Annotated in this window: 16 protein-coding genes and 2 tRNA genes; 9 read left to right on the top strand and 9 right to left on the bottom strand. The window is 65.3% G+C overall.

Going from position 1 to position 15,802, the window contains the following annotated elements; genetic code table 11:
- The first annotated feature begins 93 nt into the window (after nucleotides 1–93).
- Together atpD and ACK5IR_RS12780 are read left to right on the top strand one after the other, a co-directional pair.
- Nucleotides 94–1,515 carry a F0F1 ATP synthase subunit beta gene (gene atpD / locus ACK5IR_RS12785; RefSeq protein ID WP_416929498.1) on the top strand — a complete coding sequence of 474 codons (1,422 nt, stop codon included), beginning with the start codon at nucleotides 94–96 and terminating at the stop codon, nucleotides 1,513–1,515.
- Nucleotides 1,516–1,524: 9 nt separating this feature from the next.
- Entirely contained in the window at nucleotides 1,525–1,923 is a 399-nt protein-coding gene (locus ACK5IR_RS12780; protein WP_416929496.1) for a F0F1 ATP synthase subunit epsilon, read from the top strand.
- Between the two features lie 85 nt (nucleotides 1,924–2,008).
- On the opposite strand, the gene ACK5IR_RS12775 is transcribed toward ACK5IR_RS12780, so the two are convergent.
- Nucleotides 2,009–3,118: a CaiB/BaiF CoA transferase family protein gene (locus ACK5IR_RS12775; protein ID WP_416929494.1), complete on the bottom strand. Its 1,110-nt coding sequence runs from the start codon at nucleotides 3,116–3,118 to the stop codon at nucleotides 2,009–2,011.
- 148 nt (nucleotides 3,119–3,266) lie between these two features.
- Here ACK5IR_RS12775 and ACK5IR_RS12770 point away from each other — a divergent pair, with 148 nt between their 5' ends.
- Nucleotides 3,267–3,920 carry a CoA transferase subunit A gene (locus tag ACK5IR_RS12770; RefSeq protein ID WP_416929492.1) on the top strand — a complete coding sequence of 218 codons (654 nt, stop codon included), beginning with the start codon at nucleotides 3,267–3,269 and terminating at the stop codon, nucleotides 3,918–3,920.
- Between the two features lies 1 nt (nucleotide 3,921).
- Complete coding sequence (locus ACK5IR_RS12765) at nucleotides 3,922–4,575, top strand: 3-oxoacid CoA-transferase subunit B (RefSeq protein ID WP_416929490.1); 654 nt, start codon at nucleotides 3,922–3,924, stop codon at nucleotides 4,573–4,575.
- A gap of 9 nt (nucleotides 4,576–4,584) precedes the next feature.
- Here ACK5IR_RS12765 and metF read toward each other — a convergent pair whose 3' ends face one another.
- Nucleotides 4,585–5,451 carry a methylenetetrahydrofolate reductase [NAD(P)H] gene (gene metF, locus ACK5IR_RS12760; protein WP_416929488.1) on the bottom strand — a complete coding sequence of 289 codons (867 nt, stop codon included), beginning with the start codon at nucleotides 5,449–5,451 and terminating at the stop codon, nucleotides 4,585–4,587.
- Nucleotides 5,452–5,542: 91 nt separating this feature from the next.
- On the opposite strand from metF, the gene ACK5IR_RS12755 reads away from it, so the two are divergent.
- Nucleotides 5,543–6,469: a LysR family transcriptional regulator gene (locus ACK5IR_RS12755; RefSeq protein WP_416929486.1), complete on the top strand. Its 927-nt coding sequence runs from the start codon at nucleotides 5,543–5,545 to the stop codon at nucleotides 6,467–6,469.
- A gap of 70 nt (nucleotides 6,470–6,539) precedes the next feature.
- Entirely contained in the window at nucleotides 6,540–7,331 is a 792-nt protein-coding gene (locus ACK5IR_RS12750; protein ID WP_416929484.1) for an inositol monophosphatase family protein, read from the top strand.
- 17 nt (nucleotides 7,332–7,348) lie between these two features.
- Here ACK5IR_RS12750 and ACK5IR_RS12745 read toward each other — a convergent pair whose 3' ends face one another.
- Complete coding sequence (locus ACK5IR_RS12745; protein ID WP_416929482.1) at nucleotides 7,349–8,107, bottom strand: rhomboid family intramembrane serine protease; 759 nt, start codon at nucleotides 8,105–8,107, stop codon at nucleotides 7,349–7,351.
- A gap of 122 nt (nucleotides 8,108–8,229) precedes the next feature.
- Between ACK5IR_RS12745 and ACK5IR_RS12740 the strand changes: the two genes are divergently transcribed.
- Nucleotides 8,230–8,315, top strand: a tRNA-Leu gene (locus tag ACK5IR_RS12740).
- Here the strand turns inward: ACK5IR_RS12740 and ACK5IR_RS12735 are convergent.
- The 6 genes from ACK5IR_RS12735 to lipB all read right to left on the bottom strand — a co-directional run bounded on the left by ACK5IR_RS12735 (nucleotide 8,294) and on the right by lipB (nucleotide 14,201).
- Nucleotides 8,294–9,259, bottom strand: coding sequence for a hypothetical protein (locus tag ACK5IR_RS12735; protein ID WP_416929480.1), 966 nt, complete (start codon nucleotides 9,257–9,259; stop codon nucleotides 8,294–8,296). The two genes, ACK5IR_RS12740 and ACK5IR_RS12735, sit on opposite strands and share 22 nt — an antisense overlap.
- Before the next feature lie 3 nt (nucleotides 9,260–9,262).
- Nucleotides 9,263–9,757, bottom strand: coding sequence for a DUF2244 domain-containing protein (locus ACK5IR_RS12730; RefSeq protein ID WP_416929478.1), 495 nt, complete (start codon nucleotides 9,755–9,757; stop codon nucleotides 9,263–9,265).
- A gap of 106 nt (nucleotides 9,758–9,863) precedes the next feature.
- Entirely contained in the window at nucleotides 9,864–11,537 is a 1,674-nt protein-coding gene (gene ctaD / locus ACK5IR_RS12725) for a cytochrome c oxidase subunit I (RefSeq protein WP_416929476.1), read from the bottom strand.
- A 139-nt stretch (nucleotides 11,538–11,676) separates the two neighbouring features.
- On the bottom strand, nucleotides 11,677–12,591 hold the full coding sequence (locus ACK5IR_RS12720) for an AEC family transporter (RefSeq protein ID WP_416929474.1): 915 nt from the start codon (nucleotides 12,589–12,591) through the stop codon (nucleotides 11,677–11,679).
- Between the two features lie 90 nt (nucleotides 12,592–12,681).
- Nucleotides 12,682–13,296, bottom strand: coding sequence for a VPLPA-CTERM sorting domain-containing protein (locus ACK5IR_RS12715; RefSeq protein WP_416929472.1), 615 nt, complete (start codon nucleotides 13,294–13,296; stop codon nucleotides 12,682–12,684).
- Nucleotides 13,297–13,481: 185 nt separating this feature from the next.
- On the bottom strand, nucleotides 13,482–14,201 hold the full coding sequence (lipB, locus tag ACK5IR_RS12710) for a lipoyl(octanoyl) transferase LipB (protein WP_416929500.1): 720 nt from the start codon (nucleotides 14,199–14,201) through the stop codon (nucleotides 13,482–13,484).
- Between the two features lie 69 nt (nucleotides 14,202–14,270).
- Here lipB and ACK5IR_RS12705 point away from each other — a divergent pair, with 69 nt between their 5' ends.
- Both ACK5IR_RS12705 and ACK5IR_RS12700 read left to right on the top strand, forming a co-directional pair.
- Complete coding sequence (locus ACK5IR_RS12705) at nucleotides 14,271–15,581, top strand: peptidoglycan-binding domain-containing protein (protein WP_416929470.1); 1,311 nt, start codon at nucleotides 14,271–14,273, stop codon at nucleotides 15,579–15,581.
- A 137-nt stretch (nucleotides 15,582–15,718) separates the two neighbouring features.
- A tRNA-Leu gene (locus ACK5IR_RS12700) sits at nucleotides 15,719–15,802 on the top strand.

Below are 15,802 nucleotides of genomic sequence, written 5' to 3'. Positions count from 1 at the left end.
TCAACCGCTCGCGTCAGGCCGTCATCACCAACGAGCTTATCGAAATCATTTCGGGCGCCGAGGCGCTCTGAGAAACCGGAGACACGAAAACAGATGGCTAGCAAAGGCAAAGTGACCCAGGTTATCGGCGCCGTCGTCGACGTTCACTTCGACGGCGAACTGCCCGAAATCCTCAACGCGCTGGAAACCGAGAACAACGGCAAGCGGCTGGTTCTGGAGGTTGCCCAGCAACTGGGCGAACACACGGTCCGCACCATCGCCATGGATGCGACCGAGGGTCTGGTCCGCGGCACCGAGGTGAGGGATAGCGGCGGGCCGATCACCGTTCCGGTCGGCAACGCAACGCTCGGCCGGATCCTCAACGTTGTCGGCGAACCGGTGGACGAAGGCGGCCCGGTGGTTTCCGACGAGCACCGCGCCATCCACCAGCCGGCGCCCGATTTCGCCGAACAATCGACCGAATCCGAGGTGCTTGTCACCGGCATCAAGGTGGTGGACCTGCTGGCGCCCTATGCCAAGGGCGGCAAGATCGGCCTGTTCGGCGGCGCCGGCGTGGGCAAGACGGTTCTGATCATGGAACTGATCAACAACATCGCCAAGGTGCACTCGGGCTTCTCGGTGTTTGCCGGCGTGGGCGAGCGCACGCGCGAGGGCAACGATCTCTATCACGAGATGATCGAATCCGGCGTCATCAAGCCCGACAATCTTCAGGAAAGCCAGGTGGCGCTGGTCTATGGCCAGATGAACGAGCCGCCGGGGGCGCGGATGCGCGTCGCGCTGACCGGCCTGACGGTGGCCGAGCAATTCCGCGACCAGTCGGGAACGGACGTGCTGTTCTTCGTCGACAACATCTTCCGCTTCACCCAGGCGGGTTCCGAAGTGTCGGCGCTTCTGGGCCGCATCCCCTCGGCCGTGGGGTACCAGCCGACACTTGCCACCGACATGGGGGCGCTGCAGGAACGCATCACCTCGACCAAGGCCGGTTCGATCACCTCGGTTCAGGCGATCTATGTGCCCGCCGACGACCTGACCGACCCCGCGCCGGCAACCTCGTTCTCGCACCTCGACGCGACGACCGTTCTCAGCCGGGCGATTTCCGAGCTTGGCATCTATCCGGCGGTCGACCCGCTCGATTCTACCTCGCGCCTGCTCGATCCGGCGATCGTCGGCGAAGAGCATTACAAGGTGGCGACCGACGTGCAGGAGATTCTCCAGCGCTACAAGTCGCTGCAGGACATCATCGCCATTCTCGGCATGGACGAGTTGTCGGAAGAGGACAAGCTGGTCGTGGCGCGGGCGCGCAAGATCCAGCGTTTCCTCAGCCAGCCCTTCGACGTGGCGCAGGTCTTCACCGGCTCGCCCGGCGTGCAGGTGCCACTTGAAAAGACCATCGCCTCGTTCAAGGCAGTGGTGGCCGGCGAATACGACCATCTGCCCGAAGCCGCCTTCTACATGGTCGGCGATATCGACGAGGCGGTTGCCAAGGCCGAAAGAATGGCGGCCGCTGCCGCGTAAGGAGGGCTCATGGCCAACACGATGCAGTTCGATCTGGTCAGCCCGGAAAGGCGGCTCGCGTCGCTGACGGCCACCCAGGTCCGGATTCCCGGCGCCGAAGGTGACATGACGGTAATGCCGGCGCATGCGCCGGTCATCACCACCCTGCGCCCCGGTCTTGTCAAGGTGACGGGCGAGGATGGCAGCGAGTCCTTCTTTGCCGTCACCGGCGGTTTCGCCGAGATCAATGCCGAATCCGCCTCGGTGCTGGCGGAATACGCGACCGTCGGCGAGGCGGCATCGCGCAAGGCGCTGGAGGGGTTCCTCGAAGAGGCCCGCGCCCGCGCGGCCGAGGTCGAGGGCGCGCACAAGGACGCCGCCGAAACCTTCGTTTCGGACATGGTTCAGCTTCTGGAAGACATGGACTGAGCCGCGCCGGGCAGCTTTGCCTGAAACCCCCGCGCCGTCCGGCGCGGGGGTTTCATTTCGGATGGCGTTGCTGCGGCATGCCGGTTCAGCCGGCATCTCCCAGCGCCGGTGCGCTGCGGACGAGCGCAAGCTCGGCATCCGAGACTCGCCAGGGCCCGCGCACGCCGGGCACGCCGCCGGGCGTAATTCGCAGCGCCCGGGCAATTACCTGCGGATCGGCAAAGACCTGTGCCATGTCGTTGATCGGACCGGCGGGAACCGAGGCGGCTTCGAGGGTCGAGATCAGCTCGGCAGAGCGCCGGCCGCGCGTCAGCGGTTCAAGCAGGGCCGTCAGCGTATCGCGATGCGCCACCCGTGCGGCGTTGGTCCGGAAGCTGGGGTGGTCTGCCAGCGCGGGCTGTCCGAGTACTCCGACGAGCCTGCGGAACTGCGGGTCGTTGCCCACAGCAATGATGATGTAGCCGTCGGTGACCGGAAAAACCTGATAGGGCACGATGTTGGGGTGGGTATTGCCGCGGCGCGTCGGGGCATTTCCGGTCGCCAGATAGTTCATCGCCTGGTTGGCCATCAGCGCGACCGCACAGTCGAGCAGCGCAAGGTCGAGATGCTGTCCCCTGCCGGTGCGCCGGCGCTGTTCGAGCGCGGCCAGCACCCCCACCGCGCCATAGAGACCGGTCACGATGTCGGTTACCGCCACGCCGACCTTCTGCGGCTCGTCCCCGGGCGTGCCGGTCACCGACATCAGCCCGGACATTCCCTGGATCAGGAAGTCGTAGCCGGCGCGCGGCGCATAGGGGCCGGTCTGCCCGAACCCGGTGATGGAGCAATAGATCAGGCGCGGGTTGAGTACGGACAGACGCGCATGGTCGAGCCCGTATCTGGCCAGCGAGCCGACCTTGAAGTTCTCGATCAGGATATCGGCCCCGGCAGCCAGCGCGCGTACCGTTTCCTGTCCCTCCGGGGTGCGGAAATCGGCGACGACCGAGCGTTTGCCGCGGTTTGCGGCATGGAAATAGGCGGCCGAGGTGTCGCCCTCGCGTTCGATGAAGGGGGGGCCCCAGCGGCGGGTGTCGTCGCCCTCGGGCGATTCGACCTTGATCACCTCGGCGCCCAGATCGGCCAGCGCCTGACCGATCCACGGCCCGGCAAGGATGCGGGCGAGTTCGACAACCTTCAGACCTTCCAATGGATACATCGGGGAGCCTTTCCTGCGGGTTGCCGGGTTATGGAGCACGGCAGGCCGCCCCGCAAGCGTGCGACAAGCTGCCCCCGCCCGAATTGATGCGCGACATCGCACAATCCGGCCGGCACATCTGGCGCGGCACCTGTCGCAAGGAGGAGCGATGAAGACAGCCACACGGGTCGAAACGGCGGCCGGGATGATACCAGAAGGGGCAAGCCTGCTGATCGGCGGATTCATGGGAGTGGGCTCGCCGCACCGGCTGATCGATGCGCTGGTGGCGCGCGGTATCGGCGGCTTCACGGTCGTTGCCAACGATACCGCGATGCCGGGGTGCGGCATCGGCAAGCTGATCACCGCCGGGCTGGTGAAACGGCTGGTCGCCAGTCACATCGGTCTGAACCCCGAAACGCAGGCAAAGATGATCTCGGGCGAGATCGAAGTGGAACTGGTGCCGCAGGGAACGCTGGTCGAACGGATCAGGGCCGGCGGGGTCGGGCTGGGCGGTGTGCTGACCGCGACCGGACTGGGAACCATGGTCGAACAGGGCAAGCGGGTGATCGAGGTCGATGGCAGGTCCTTCCTGCTGGAAAAGCCGATCCGCGGCGATTTCGCCCTGATTGCCGCCCATTCAGCCGACTACAAGGGAAATCTGGAATATTCGCTGACTGCCCACAACTTCAACCCGGTCATGGCGCTGGCCGCCGACAGGGTGATCGCCGAGCCGCACGTGATCGTTCCGGTTGGCGTTATCCCGCCCGACGCGGTGAAGACGCCGGGGGTTCTGGTCGACGTTCTGCTGGAACGGGAGCACTGACATGGACGCCAAGGAGATCATCGCCCGCCGCGTGGCGCAGGAGGTGCGGGACGGGATGCTGGTGAACCTCGGCATCGGTCTGCCCAGCCTGGTCACCAGCTACCTGTCGGATCTGGAGGATGTGTTCTTTCAGGCCGAAAACGGGGTGATCGGGCTGGGCGCCCGCCCGCCCGAGGGGATGGAGGATCCCGACCTGACCGACGCCGGCGGGCGCTTCGTGACGGCGGTGCCCGGGGCGGCGTCGATCGATTCGGCCATGTCCTTCGGGCTGATCCGGGGCGGGCACCTCGACATGACGGTGCTGGGCGGCTTGCAGGTGGACGAACGCGGCCATCTGGCGAACTGGATGGTGCCGGGCAGCATGGTGCCGGGGATGGGCGGCGCGATGGATCTGGTCACCGGGGCGCGAAGGGTTGTGGTTGCAATGGTGCACACCGCCAGGGGCAGGCCCAAGATCCTGCCCGAATGCACCCTGCCGCTGACCGCCGTCCGGCGGGTCGATCTGGTGGTGACCGAAATGGCGGTGATCGAACCGACCGACGGCGGGCTTGTGCTCCGCGAACTGGGGCCCGGTGTTTCGGTCGAAGACGTGCGTGCCGCAACCGCCGCCCGGCTGATCGTTCCGGGCAGGGTTCCGCAGATGGTGCTGGCCTGAGGCGCGGCGTCAGGCGACGTCGCGCAGCGCGGCCTCGGGCGTCACCCCAAGCGCATGGCAGACATCGCGGGTCAGGTTCGGCTTGTTGAGCGTATAGAAATGCAGGTGCTCGACACCGCCGTCGATCAGGTTGCTGCACAGTTCGGTCGCCACGGCGATGGCCAGCAGATCCTCGCGCCCGTCGCGCGCGGCGGTGGCAAAGGCATCGTCCAGCCATTGTGGCACCTTCGCCCCGCAGCGTTCGGCAAAGCGCCGTGCGTTGGCCCAATGCTCGATCGGCAGGATGCCGGGCAGGACCGGTGCGTCGATCCCGGCCTTTTCGCAGGCGTCGCGGAAGCGGAAGAAGGTTTCGGCCTCGAAGAAGAACTGGGTGATCGCGGCATCGGCGCCGGCCTCGAACTTGCGTTTGAGCCAGCGCACATCCGCCAGATCATCGGCGGCCTCGGGGTGCCGGTCGGGATAGGCGCCGACGCGGATAGTGAAATCGCCCGTTTCCCTGAGCGCCGCGATCAGTTCGCAGCTATCGGCGAAGCCGTCGGGGTGGGGCTCGAACCGGGCGGCGCCCCTGGGCGGATCGCCGCGCAGGGCGACCAGTTCCGTCACGCCCTCGGCTACGTAGCCGCGCGCGATCTCCAGCGTCTCGGCGCGGGTCGCGTCGACGCAGGTCAGGTGCGCGGCCACCTTGAGGTCGGTGGTACGGTGGATCGCCGAGACGGCCTCGTGCGTCAGCTTGCGGGTCGTGCCGCCGGCGCCGAAGGTCACCGAAACGAACTCGGGCCGCAGCGGCGCCAGCGCCTGCACCGTTTCGTGCAGCCGGAACGACGCCTCGACCGAACGGGGCGGATAGAATTCGAAGGAGACGCGCGGCGTTGTCATGGCGATGGGGTCCTCTTGTGCTGAAAAGGGAATTTGCATATCCGCACCGGTGAGGCAATTTCATAATTCTCACAAAGATCATGAGCCGGATATGCATGTCGACCTCCGCCACCTGAGAACGATCAAGGCCATTCACGAGGCGGGCGGGTTGGCACGCGCCGCCGAAATGCTCAACATCACGCAGTCGGCGCTGAGCCATCAGATAAAGGGGCTGGAGGATCAGGCGGGGATGGAGCTGTTCGTCCGCCGCACCAAGCCGCTGCGGCTGTCGGCGGCGGGCCTCAGGATGCTGCGCACAGCCGACCGGGTTCTGCCCGAGATGGAGGCGCTGGACGAGGAGTTTCGCGCGCTCCGCTCGGGCAAGACGGGGCGGTTGCATATCGCCATCGAATGCCATGCCTGCTTCGAATGGCTTTTTCCGGTGCTTGAGGAGTTTCGCAAGGCCTGGCCGGATGTGGATGTCGATATCCGCCCCGGGCTCGCCTTCGATGCGCTGCCGGCGCTGTGGAAAGAGGAGGTGGACGTGGTGATATCGTCCGACCCCGAGCCGATCGACGGTGTCAGCTTCAACGCACTGTTCGATTATTCGCCGGTTTTCGTCGCCTCGTCCCGTCACCCGCTCGCCAGGCACGCCTTTGTCGTGGCCGAGGATTTCCGCGACGAGTTGCTTATCACCTACCCGGTCGAGCGCTCGAAGCTCGACGTGTTCAGCCAGATCCTGATGCCGGCGCGGGTCGAACCGCGGGCGGTGCGGCAGGTAGAACTGACCGCCGTCATCCTGTTGCTGGTCGCCTCGAACCGTGGCGTTGCGGTCCTGCCCGATTGGGTTGTGCGCGAGGTGCGCTACAATTCCGATTATGTCACCCGCCCCGTTACCGAAAAGGGCATGACGCGCCGGCTGTTCGCCGCGACACGCACCGACGATATCGAGATGCCCTACATGGCGCATTTCCTGCGACTGGCGCGCACCATCCCGGTGCGCCTCCAGCGCGAGCAGCCGGCTGGTGCCCGGCCCTGAAACGGCTTTCCGGCTTGGCTTCGGCCGCGCTGCATCGTATAGCCCGCGCCTGATACAAAGGAGCCGCGGCATGCAGGGCAGCGCCAATCTCAACGTCATGGTCAAGGCCGCGCGACGGGCCGGCCGGTCGCTGGTCAAGGATTTTCGCGAGGTCGAGAACCTCCAGGTCGCGGTCAAGGGGCCGGGCGATTTTGTCACCCGTGCCGATCTGGCTGCCGAGAATATCATCCGCGAGGAACTGACGAATGCGCGCCCCAGCTACGGCTGGCTCGGCGAGGAGACCGGCGAGGTCGCCGGCAAGGATCCGACCCGGCGCTGGATCGTCGATCCGCTGGACGGGACGACGAATTTCCTGCACGGGCTGCCGCACTGGTCGGTTTCGATCGCGCTTGAACACAAGGGCGAGATCGTCGCCGGCGTGGTGTTCGATGCCGCCAAGGACGAGATGTTCGTGGCCGAAAAGGGGGCCGGCGCGTGGATGAACGACCGGCGCATCCGGGTTTCGGGGCGCCGCAACCTGCACGAGGCGCTTTTCGCCACCGGTGTTCCGTTCGGGTCCAAACGCACCCTGCCGGCGACGATGCAGGATCTGGCCGCGCTGATGCCGCAATGCGCCGGCATGCGCCGCTGGGGCGCCGCGTCGCTCGATCTGGCCTATGTGGCGGCGGGGCGGTTCGACGGGTATTGGGAGCGCGAGATCAACGCCCACGACGTTGCCGCCGGCATGGTGATCGTTCGAGAGGCGGGCGGTCTGGTCGAATCCCTGCACGGTGGCGACAGGGTCTTCGAAAAGGGTTCTCTCATCGCGGCAAACGGCGAGATTTTCGGCCGGTTCGCATCTGTGCTGCGCGAGCGCGCCTGACCTGCCGCCGCGACGAATCAGCGCCGCCTGCGTACTTTCGGCACGCTGCTTTGCCGCTGGCGGACGATGGACTGGTTGCCCTGCCGGTTCTGCCGCGCCGGGTGCGGCGGAAGCCCGTGATTGCGATTCCAGAACTCCGGTCCGCCGCGCCGCAGCCAGACCGGCACGGTCAGAAGGACGCCGATCAGGAAACCGCCCGCATGTGCCGCATAGGCAACCCCGCCGGCCTGCGGATCGGAGCCGAGCACACCGAATACCTGCATCGCGAACCAGATACCCAGCACGATCCAGGCAGGCGCGGTGAACACGCGGAAGTAGACGACAAGGATGAGCAGGACATCGACGCGCGCACGGGGATAGAGCAGCACGTAGCCTCCGAGAACGCCGGCGATTGCGCCCGAGGCCCCGACAGTCGGAATTACCGAGCCCGGTGACAGCAGGACATGCACCAGGCCGGCACCGACCCCGCAGGCAAGGTAGAACAGCAGGAAGCCGACATGCCCCATCTCGTCTTCCATGTTGTCGCCGAATATGTAGAGAAACAGCATGTTGCCTGCCAGATGCATGATGCCCCCGTGCAGGAACATCGACGTCACGTAGCTGTGCAGGTTGGGATCGGCGGGGATCAGTGCCCAGTGACTGTAGAAGGTGTAAAGCTGCCGCGGATCCTCCATGAGCGGCCAGGTCAGCAGGAAAACCACCACATTCGCCGCGATCAGCAGGTAGGTGACCAGGGGCGCGCGGCCCGAAGGGTTGTGATCGCGAATTGGAAACATGCGTGCAGGCTATCGTGTTGTGGCAAGCGGTCAAGTGACCCCGGCAGGCGCGGTGTCACATGCCTGTCCGGCGATGCGGGGGCTTGCCGCCACGGGGCGATACCCCTATCCCGGCAGATGCCGCGGGCGTGGCGGAATGGTAGACGCATGGGACTTAAACTCCCTGGGGCGATTGCCCGTGCCGGTTCAAGTCCGGCCGCCCGCACCAGTTTCCGCGTTCCGCCCCGGTTCGGCCACCATCGCCGGGAAATCCGCCGCGATCCGCGCCAGTGCAGCATCACCGGTGACGGGAAAGCGGGTCACATAGCGGGTCTTGAAGCCGACGCGCCCCCGGCGGGCGCCGAAGTTCTCGCCGTGGTTGACGATATACATCGCCGCCTCCTGCCGCATCGGTGCCAGTGGCCGGCCGGCGAGCGCCGACAGGTAGGGGAACATGCGATGTTCGTGCGCTGTGACGGCGGCCAGAAAATCCGCATCGCCGGTTGCGCCGCCAGCGAAATCGAAACGGAAGGCGGCACAGCTTCCGCACATCTTCCAGAACGGTTTGCGGCCCGGGGCGCGCGGGCTCTGCGGCGCGCAGAGCCCCACCTGACGGCTCTGCGCGTCCAGCACGAAGCCTCGGGTCACCAGATAGCCGCCGGCGGACTTGCGCCGCACCATCTCGTCGACGGCATGGCGGCTCAGCAGATCGTCGGCATCGAAGGGCATCGCATAGCCCGATTCGATCCCGAGGCCCGGCAGCGCATGGCAGAGCGCGCCGAGTTTGGCCCATTTGTCATTGCCCTCGACCCTCTCTTCAAAGGGCAGAAAGCGCAATTGCGAATCGAAGCCGATCCCGCCGGGCCGGTCCTGACCGCAGACCAGCGCCATCCATCGGGTGTTTGTCTGGCTGCGGAAACTCGCGACCGTGGCCGCCAGCCGCCGTCCGACCTCACCCCAGTCGCCGATGTGATGCCGCCCCACCAGCGGTATCAGAAACACCACGACCGGATCGACGGGCGGGCCGGGCCGGGCGTTCAGCCGCCGCTCCAGCGCTGCCTCTTCGGAGGGTTGCAGAGCCGCGCGCTCAATCGTCCGGCGCGGCCCCAGCATTGCCGCCGAAAGCCGCCGCAGCAGGCGCTGCGTCCTGGGTGTGGCGGGTACCTGCGCCATCGCTCATCCTCTCAGCGGCAGATATCGCGACAGTTCGGTGTAGAGGTCAACACGCTCTTTGTCGCTGAGAAAGGCGCCGATCTCGACCTCGTGGCCGCCGCCGCTCAGGGTGACATAGTTGTCGACCGGCCCGCCGGTGGCGTGCAGCGTAACGCGCACCCAATGCGGGTTTGCCTGCCATTCCAGAATGGGCCTGCCGGGCGCATGGCGTTTCAGCGTCACGCGATCCGTCCACAGGCGGAGTTCCTCGATGGTTTCGCCGTCGCGATAGCTGCGCTGAAGCGCCCAGTAGAGCAGCCAGAGCGCACCGGCCGCAAATGGCAGCATCCACCAGAGCGCCGGCGATCCGACAGCCGACAGCAGCGGGACGAGAAACAGAACGAACGTAGCGCCGACGAAACCGGCGAATCCCGCCTTCGGCAGGGAGCGGTGCGGCCAGAGATGAAGCTCGTAGAGCGGGCCGCCTTCGGGCGCGGGCGCTACCCGTTCGAAGGGCACGCCGGCCCGACGCGCATCGGGACCCCGCCACAGGACCGCCCGGCCGAAAGCAACCCCGGCGCGTGGCCGGGGTTCGGGATTTTGCGGCAACCGGTCGGGCGGTGTCTCAGTGGCTGTGGCCCTTGTCCCAGTCGCTCTGCCTAGGCAGCGTCTCGAACGTGTGTTCGGGCGGCGGGCAGGGCAGGGTCCATTCCAGCGTGTCGGCGTGTTCGTTCCAGTAGTTCCTGACCGTGATCCGCTGGCCCGCGCGCAGGGTGTAGAAGACGATCCCGAAGAACAGCAGGAAAGAGGCGAAGGACAGGAAAGCGCCGAGCGAGCTGACATAGTTCCACTGGGCGAATGCCTCGGGGTAGTCGATGTAGCGGCGCGGCATGCCCTGACGGCCGAGAAAATGCTGCGGGAAGAAGGTCAGGTTCACCCCGATGAAGAACAGCCAGAAATGCACCTTGCCCCAAAGCTCGGGATACTGGCGTCCTGTCATCTTTCCGATCCAGTAATAGACCCCGGCAAAGATGCAGAAGGCGGCACCCATCGACATGGTGTAGTGGAAATGGGCAACCACATAATAGGTATCGTGATAGGCGCGGTCGACCGCCGCCTGGCTGAGCACGATGCCCGTCACCCCGCCCATGGTGAAGAGCACGAGAAATCCGAGTGCAAAGAGCATCGGTGTCTTGAATTCGATCGAGCCGCCCCACATCGTGGCAATCCACGAGAATATCTTGATGCCCGTCGGCACCGCGATCACCATCGTCGCCAGCATGAAATAGCTCTGCTGGGTCAGCGACATGCCGACGGTGTACATGTGGTGCGCCCAGACGATGAAGCCCAGAACGCCGATGGCGACCCTCGCATAGACCATCGGCAGATAGCCGAAGATCGGCTTGCGCGAAAAGGTGGCGATGACCTGAGAGGCGATGCCGAAACCCGGCACGATGACGATATAGACTTCCGGATGGCCGAAGAACCACAGGATGTGCTGGTAGAGCACCGGATCGCCGCCGCCCGAGGCATCGAAGAAGGTGGTGCCGAAATTGCGGTCGGTCAGCAGCATGGTGAGGGCGCCGGCAAGCACCGGCAGCGACAGCAGGATCATCCAGGCGGTGACGAAGATCGACCAGGCGAAAAGCGGCACCTTGTGCAGCGTCATGCCCGGCGCGCGCATGTTCAGGAAGGTGGTGATCATGTTGATCGCCCCGAGGATCGAACTGGCGCCCGAGACGTGCACGGCAAAGATCGCAAGGTCCATCGCGTAGCCGCCCTCGCGGACCGAAAGCGGCGGATAGAGCACCCAGCCGACACCGGCGCCGGGCTGGCCCGCGCCGCCGGGGCTGAAGACCGAGGCAATGGCAAGGCAGCAACCGGCCGCGTACAGCCAGAAGCTGAGGTTGTTGAGCCGCGGAAACGCCATGTCGGGCGCGCCGATCTGGAGCGGCATGAAATAGTTGCCGAATCCCCCGAAGAGCGCCGGAATCACCACGAAGAACATCATCAGCACGCCATGGGCGGTGATCAGGACGTTCCAGAAATGCCCGTTCGGGGTGCAGCCGTCGGTCGATCCGGCAAACAGGCGGAAACCTTCGGCGCACATGTGCTGCACTCCGGGTTCCATCAGTTCCAGACGCATAAGCACCGTGAAAAGGACGGCGACGAACCCGACCGCTGCCGAGGTTACCAGGTAGAGAATCCCGATATCCTTGTGGTTGGTGGACATGAACCAGCGGGTAAAGAACCCCCGCTTGTCCTCATGGTCATGCCCGTGGATGGCTGCATCGGCCATGTCGATCCTCCGGCTTGTTGTCCCTGTCCGGGAGCGCCTTCCCTAGCGGCTTCCCTGCGCGTTACCGTCAACACTAGGCGGAGTTGTCGCAGGCGGCAACAATCAATGCGGGGCGGGCGGGGGCGTAGCCGCCGCTTTGTCAGAGCGGGAACAGCCAGCGCGCCAGCATCAGCGTTGCCGGGAGCGTCAGGAAGCTCAGCAATGTCTGTACGGTGATGATGGTGGCCATGAGCTGCGCGTTTCCGCCCATCTGACGCGCCAGGGTATAGGCGGAAACGCCGGTCGGCAGGGCGGCGAAAATAAGCGCGATCTCGGCGGTCAGCATGACGGGCTGAAGGGCGTAGATGGCAGCCAGGACGCCGGCCGGAAAGATGACGAGCTTGCCGATTGTCGCCAGTGCCGTTGCGGCCACCGAACCGTGCAGGCCGCGCAACCTGAGATTGGCGCCCACGCACATGAGCATGATCGGCAGCGCAGCATTGCCGAGGATGCGGGCCATCTCGTGCAGGACGGGAACCTCCCTGAAGCCGGCGAGGTTGAAGGCGATACCGGCACCGATCGACAGGATCAGCGGGTTGCGGACCAGATCGCCCAGAAGCCCGCCGCGCCCGGCGCCGAGCTGGCGCGCCATGAGCGTGACCACGGTGATGTTGACCACGGGAATCAGCAGCGCCGAGCCGAGGATGGCGATCTGAAGTCCGGCGGCCCCGAACAGCGCCTCGGCCAGTGACAGGCCGATAAAGGTGTTGAAGCGGGCGCTGCCCTGCAACACCGAGCTTGCGTCGGCGGGCGTTCGGCCACGGCCCGCCAGCAGGCCATAGGCGATGGCGGCGAAAAACCCGGCATAGAGGATTCCCGCAAGCGTCCACAGCCCGGGATTGCCCAGATCCGCCGCCGAAATCTTGGCGAAGAAAAGCGCCGGCATCAGGACCCAGTAGACGAGCTTGTCGTTGAGATTCCAGAATTCTGTCGACGGGATTCCACCGCGTCTGAGGGCGTAACCGCTCATAATGAGCAGGAAAACGGGGGCAATGGCGGTAAAGATCGTCAGCATGGTCCGCCGCTTCTAGATCGGAAAACAATACATGTGAATCGAAAACGGCGGCCTGAGGGCCGCCGTCGATGCAGATACCCCAGGGGGCTGTTACTTGCGGCGGCGCCGGGCGCCGACAATGCCAAAACCCGCCAGCGCCGTTCCCAGAAGCAGGCCACCGGCCGGAAGCGGAACCTCGGATAGCAGGGTGACCGTCGCGGAAAGCGTATAATCCGGGTTGCCCTCGAGCAGGATCCCGTCGCCCTGATCGAAGCTCAGTTCGAACACCGAACCGTTCGCGGCGGTGATGGTCATCGGCATCGCCTCGTCCCAGTAGAGCGAGCCACCGGTGATGTAGCCGAGGAACAGGAACCCGCCGCCATTGCCGGTGCTGGAGCCCGACGCGCCGGGCGGATCGAAGGCGAGCGTCGCGCTGATCGAGAAATCGCGATCGCTGAAACCGGTTGTGCCATCTCCGCTGAAGGTGATGAAATCGAAGGTCTGCGAATCGCCCACCTCGAGATCGAAGCTGGTGGACGCGAACGACGACGCGAGTGTTGCGTCGAGCGAACAATCGGTTATCCAGCAGGTAAGTCCGCCACCACTCTGATCGGTCAGTTCGTCCGACGAATTCGCTGGATCCGTCACGAAGGTGGTCAAGGCGCTGGCCGTTGTCGCGGAAAACCCGATTGTCGCGACCGCCAGCAGTGTATTTGCGTATTTCATGTGCACCATCCCATAATTGCACTCCCGACCGGTTATTAACCTCTTGTTCAGTATTGCGAAAGTCATTTTGTTGAAGATGCTGGGATTCCCGGGGGGGGACCGCTCAATCCACTCGCTCGATACGGATTGTTCATGATGCCTCCGCCAACTGCCCGTTTTCTGACCGGCTGTGGCCGGTGCGCCGCTCACACACCGTGCTGTGCCGATTCGCGCGCGTTCCATGTCCGTTCGAGTGCAAGATCGAGGTCGTCCATCGTGACCGGCAGGCCAAGATCTACCAGACTGGTCACGCCATGCCCGGTGATGCCGCAGGGCACGATGCCCGAGAAATGGCTCAGATCGGGTTCGACATTGATCGAGATGCCGTGAAAGCTCACCCATTTGCGCAGGCGGATGCCGATGGCGGCGATCTTGTCCTCGCGCGGGCTGCCGTCGGGCAGCGGCGGCTTGTCCGGCCGCGAAACCCAGACACCCACCCGGCCGGGCCGGATCTCGCCCCGGACGTTGAAGGTGTCCAGCGTGTCGATGACCCAGCGTTCGAGGCTCTCGACAAAGGCGCGCACATCGCGCCCGCGCCGGTTGAGATCGAGCATGACGTAAATTACCCGCTGGCCCGGCCCGTGATAGGTGTATTGCCCGCCGCGCCTGGAGGTATGGACCGGGAAACGATCGGGATCGACCAGATCGCGGCGTTTCGCCGAAGTACCGGCGGTATAGAGCGGCGGATGCTCCAGCAGCCAGATCGCCTCGTCCTGCTGGCCGGCGGCGATGGCGGCGACACGGCGCTCCATTCCGGCGACGGCCTCCGGATAAGGCACCAGCGTTCCGGATCGTATCCACTCGACCATTTGTAAAGCTCTCCGGCTTGACTCGAATCGGCCTGAGCCGCGAAACTTAACCGGTATTCCCGGCGCAGGCCATGGCGCGCGGAGGCTGAGGATTCGGCACCAACAGGATTGGACAAGGAGAAAGACATGTTCGGCAAGGGTATTGTTTCCACTCTTTTCATAGCTGCTCTGGCGGCTGTACCGGCACAGCGTGCCACCGCCGATGCGGGCGATGCCGTCGCCGGTGCCATCGTCGGCGGGATCATCGGCCATGCGATCGGGTCGCAGCAGCAGAAGAAAAAGGTCTATGTCCAGCGCAAGACGGTTTACAAGACCGCCAAGCCGTCGATCTCCTCCGCCCAGCGGGCCGAGAACCGCTCGGTGCAGAGCGCGCTCAACTATTTCGGCTTCAACGCCGGTTCGGCGGATGGTGTTCTGGGGCGGAACTCGCGCGCCGCGATCTCGAACTACCAGGCCCATATGGGCTATTCGCCGACCGGTCAGTTGACCCAGTACGAACGGGATTTCCTGCTGACCTCGCATAACCGCGCTCTTGCCGGCGGGCCGGCGACCGCGCAGCAGATCGCGGCCAACCCGATGGGGCCGCGCGGCCTGCTGATCGCCTATCGCGACCAGCTTGCCGGTGGTGGTGCCGCCCCCGTGGCGACGATGCCGGCCACGGCTGCGGTGGTCGCTCCGCCGGCCGCTGTAACCGAAGCGGCCGCACCGGTCGAAAACGCCCCCGTCATGCCAAGCTTTGCCGCCGCAGGGACCCAACAATCGCTGGCATCGCATTGCAACGCGATCAACCTGCTGACCAACACCAACGGCGGCTTCAGCACGCTTGCCAACTGGTCCGACCCGAAGACGGTCCTCAACGAGCAGTTCTGTCTGGCGAGGACCTATGCGATCGCCAATACCGAACAGATGGTTTCGCGGGTGCAGGGCTTCACGCCGGATCAGATCGCCGAGCAGTGCCGCGCACTGGCGCCTCTGCTCAAGGATCAGGTAGCGGGCCTGTCGCTGAAGCCGCGTGACGAGGTGAAAAAGGACGTTGCGGGCTTCATCCTTCAGGCAGGCATGTCGCCGGCGCAGATGTCCGAGACCGCAAAGATCTGTCTCGGGACAGGTTATCGGACGGACGAGATGGATGTCGCGCTCGGATCGGCGCTGCTGCTGGTGGCACTGGGTGAGCCGGTATATTCCGAGCTTCTGGGGCATCACCTGTCGCAGGGATTCGGAACCTCGAAACGCCCCGATCTGTCGCTGGCCTGGTACGACGAAGGCGCCAACGCGCTCGAAGGCGGCGCGACGCCGGTATTCGCCCCCGGGCAGCCCGAACGTGCGCAGCTTATCCGCGCGGCGGCGACCGGCGCCGATGGCACCGCCGCGCCCGGGGTCGGGCCGGCGCCCGTTCCCGCTTCTGCGGCCATGCCCAGCTTCAACATGGCCGAATAGACAAGGCCTTGCTCCGGTGCGATGTCGGCTGCGGCGGGCGTCGCGTCGCGGGGGTGAAATATCTTCGGGCTCACACCGAAACCCCCTTTTCATCCCCGCGCGGCTTCGCTATCTACGCCCGGCCTGCCTGATCATGTGCGGTCGTGGCGGAATTGGTAGACGCGCAGCGTTGAGGTCGCTGTGGGGTAACTCCCGTGGAAGTTCGAGTCTTCTCGACCGCA

This window comes from Tropicimonas sp., assembly GCF_047971885.1.
GTDB lineage: Bacteria > Pseudomonadota > Alphaproteobacteria > Rhodobacterales > Rhodobacteraceae > Tropicimonas.
This window is presented reverse-complemented; position numbering and strand designations above follow the sequence as displayed.

What these genes read in the sequence shown, in the direction of transcription:
- atpD (WP_416929498.1), top strand. Translation starts at nt 94, where the DNA reads ATGGCTAGCAAAGGCAAAGTGACCCAGGTTATCGGCGCCGTCGTCGAC.
- ACK5IR_RS12705 (WP_416929470.1), top strand. Translation starts at nt 14,271, where the DNA reads ATGTTCGGCAAGGGTATTGTTTCCACTCTTTTCATAGCTGCTCTGGCG.
- ACK5IR_RS12765 (WP_416929490.1), top strand. Translation starts at nt 3,922, where the DNA reads ATGGACGCCAAGGAGATCATCGCCCGCCGCGTGGCGCAGGAGGTGCGG.
- ACK5IR_RS12775 (WP_416929494.1), bottom strand. Translation starts at nt 3,118, where the DNA reads ATGTATCCATTGGAAGGTCTGAAGGTTGTCGAACTCGCCCGCATCCTT.
- ACK5IR_RS12715 (WP_416929472.1), bottom strand. Translation starts at nt 13,296, where the DNA reads ATGAAATACGCAAATACACTGCTGGCGGTCGCGACAATCGGGTTTTCC.
- ACK5IR_RS12755 (WP_416929486.1), top strand. Translation starts at nt 5,543, where the DNA reads ATGCATGTCGACCTCCGCCACCTGAGAACGATCAAGGCCATTCACGAG.
- ACK5IR_RS12745 (WP_416929482.1), bottom strand. Translation starts at nt 8,107, where the DNA reads ATGTTTCCAATTCGCGATCACAACCCTTCGGGCCGCGCGCCCCTGGTC.
- ACK5IR_RS12735 (WP_416929480.1), bottom strand. Translation starts at nt 9,259, where the DNA reads ATGGCGCAGGTACCCGCCACACCCAGGACGCAGCGCCTGCTGCGGCGG.
- ACK5IR_RS12770 (WP_416929492.1), top strand. Translation starts at nt 3,267, where the DNA reads ATGAAGACAGCCACACGGGTCGAAACGGCGGCCGGGATGATACCAGAA.
- ctaD (WP_416929476.1), bottom strand. Translation starts at nt 11,537, where the DNA reads ATGGCCGATGCAGCCATCCACGGGCATGACCATGAGGACAAGCGGGGG.
- ACK5IR_RS12780 (WP_416929496.1), top strand. Translation starts at nt 1,525, where the DNA reads ATGGCCAACACGATGCAGTTCGATCTGGTCAGCCCGGAAAGGCGGCTC.
- metF (WP_416929488.1), bottom strand. Translation starts at nt 5,451, where the DNA reads ATGACAACGCCGCGCGTCTCCTTCGAATTCTATCCGCCCCGTTCGGTC.
- ACK5IR_RS12720 (WP_416929474.1), bottom strand. Translation starts at nt 12,591, where the DNA reads ATGCTGACGATCTTTACCGCCATTGCCCCCGTTTTCCTGCTCATTATG.
- ACK5IR_RS12750 (WP_416929484.1), top strand. Translation starts at nt 6,540, where the DNA reads ATGCAGGGCAGCGCCAATCTCAACGTCATGGTCAAGGCCGCGCGACGG.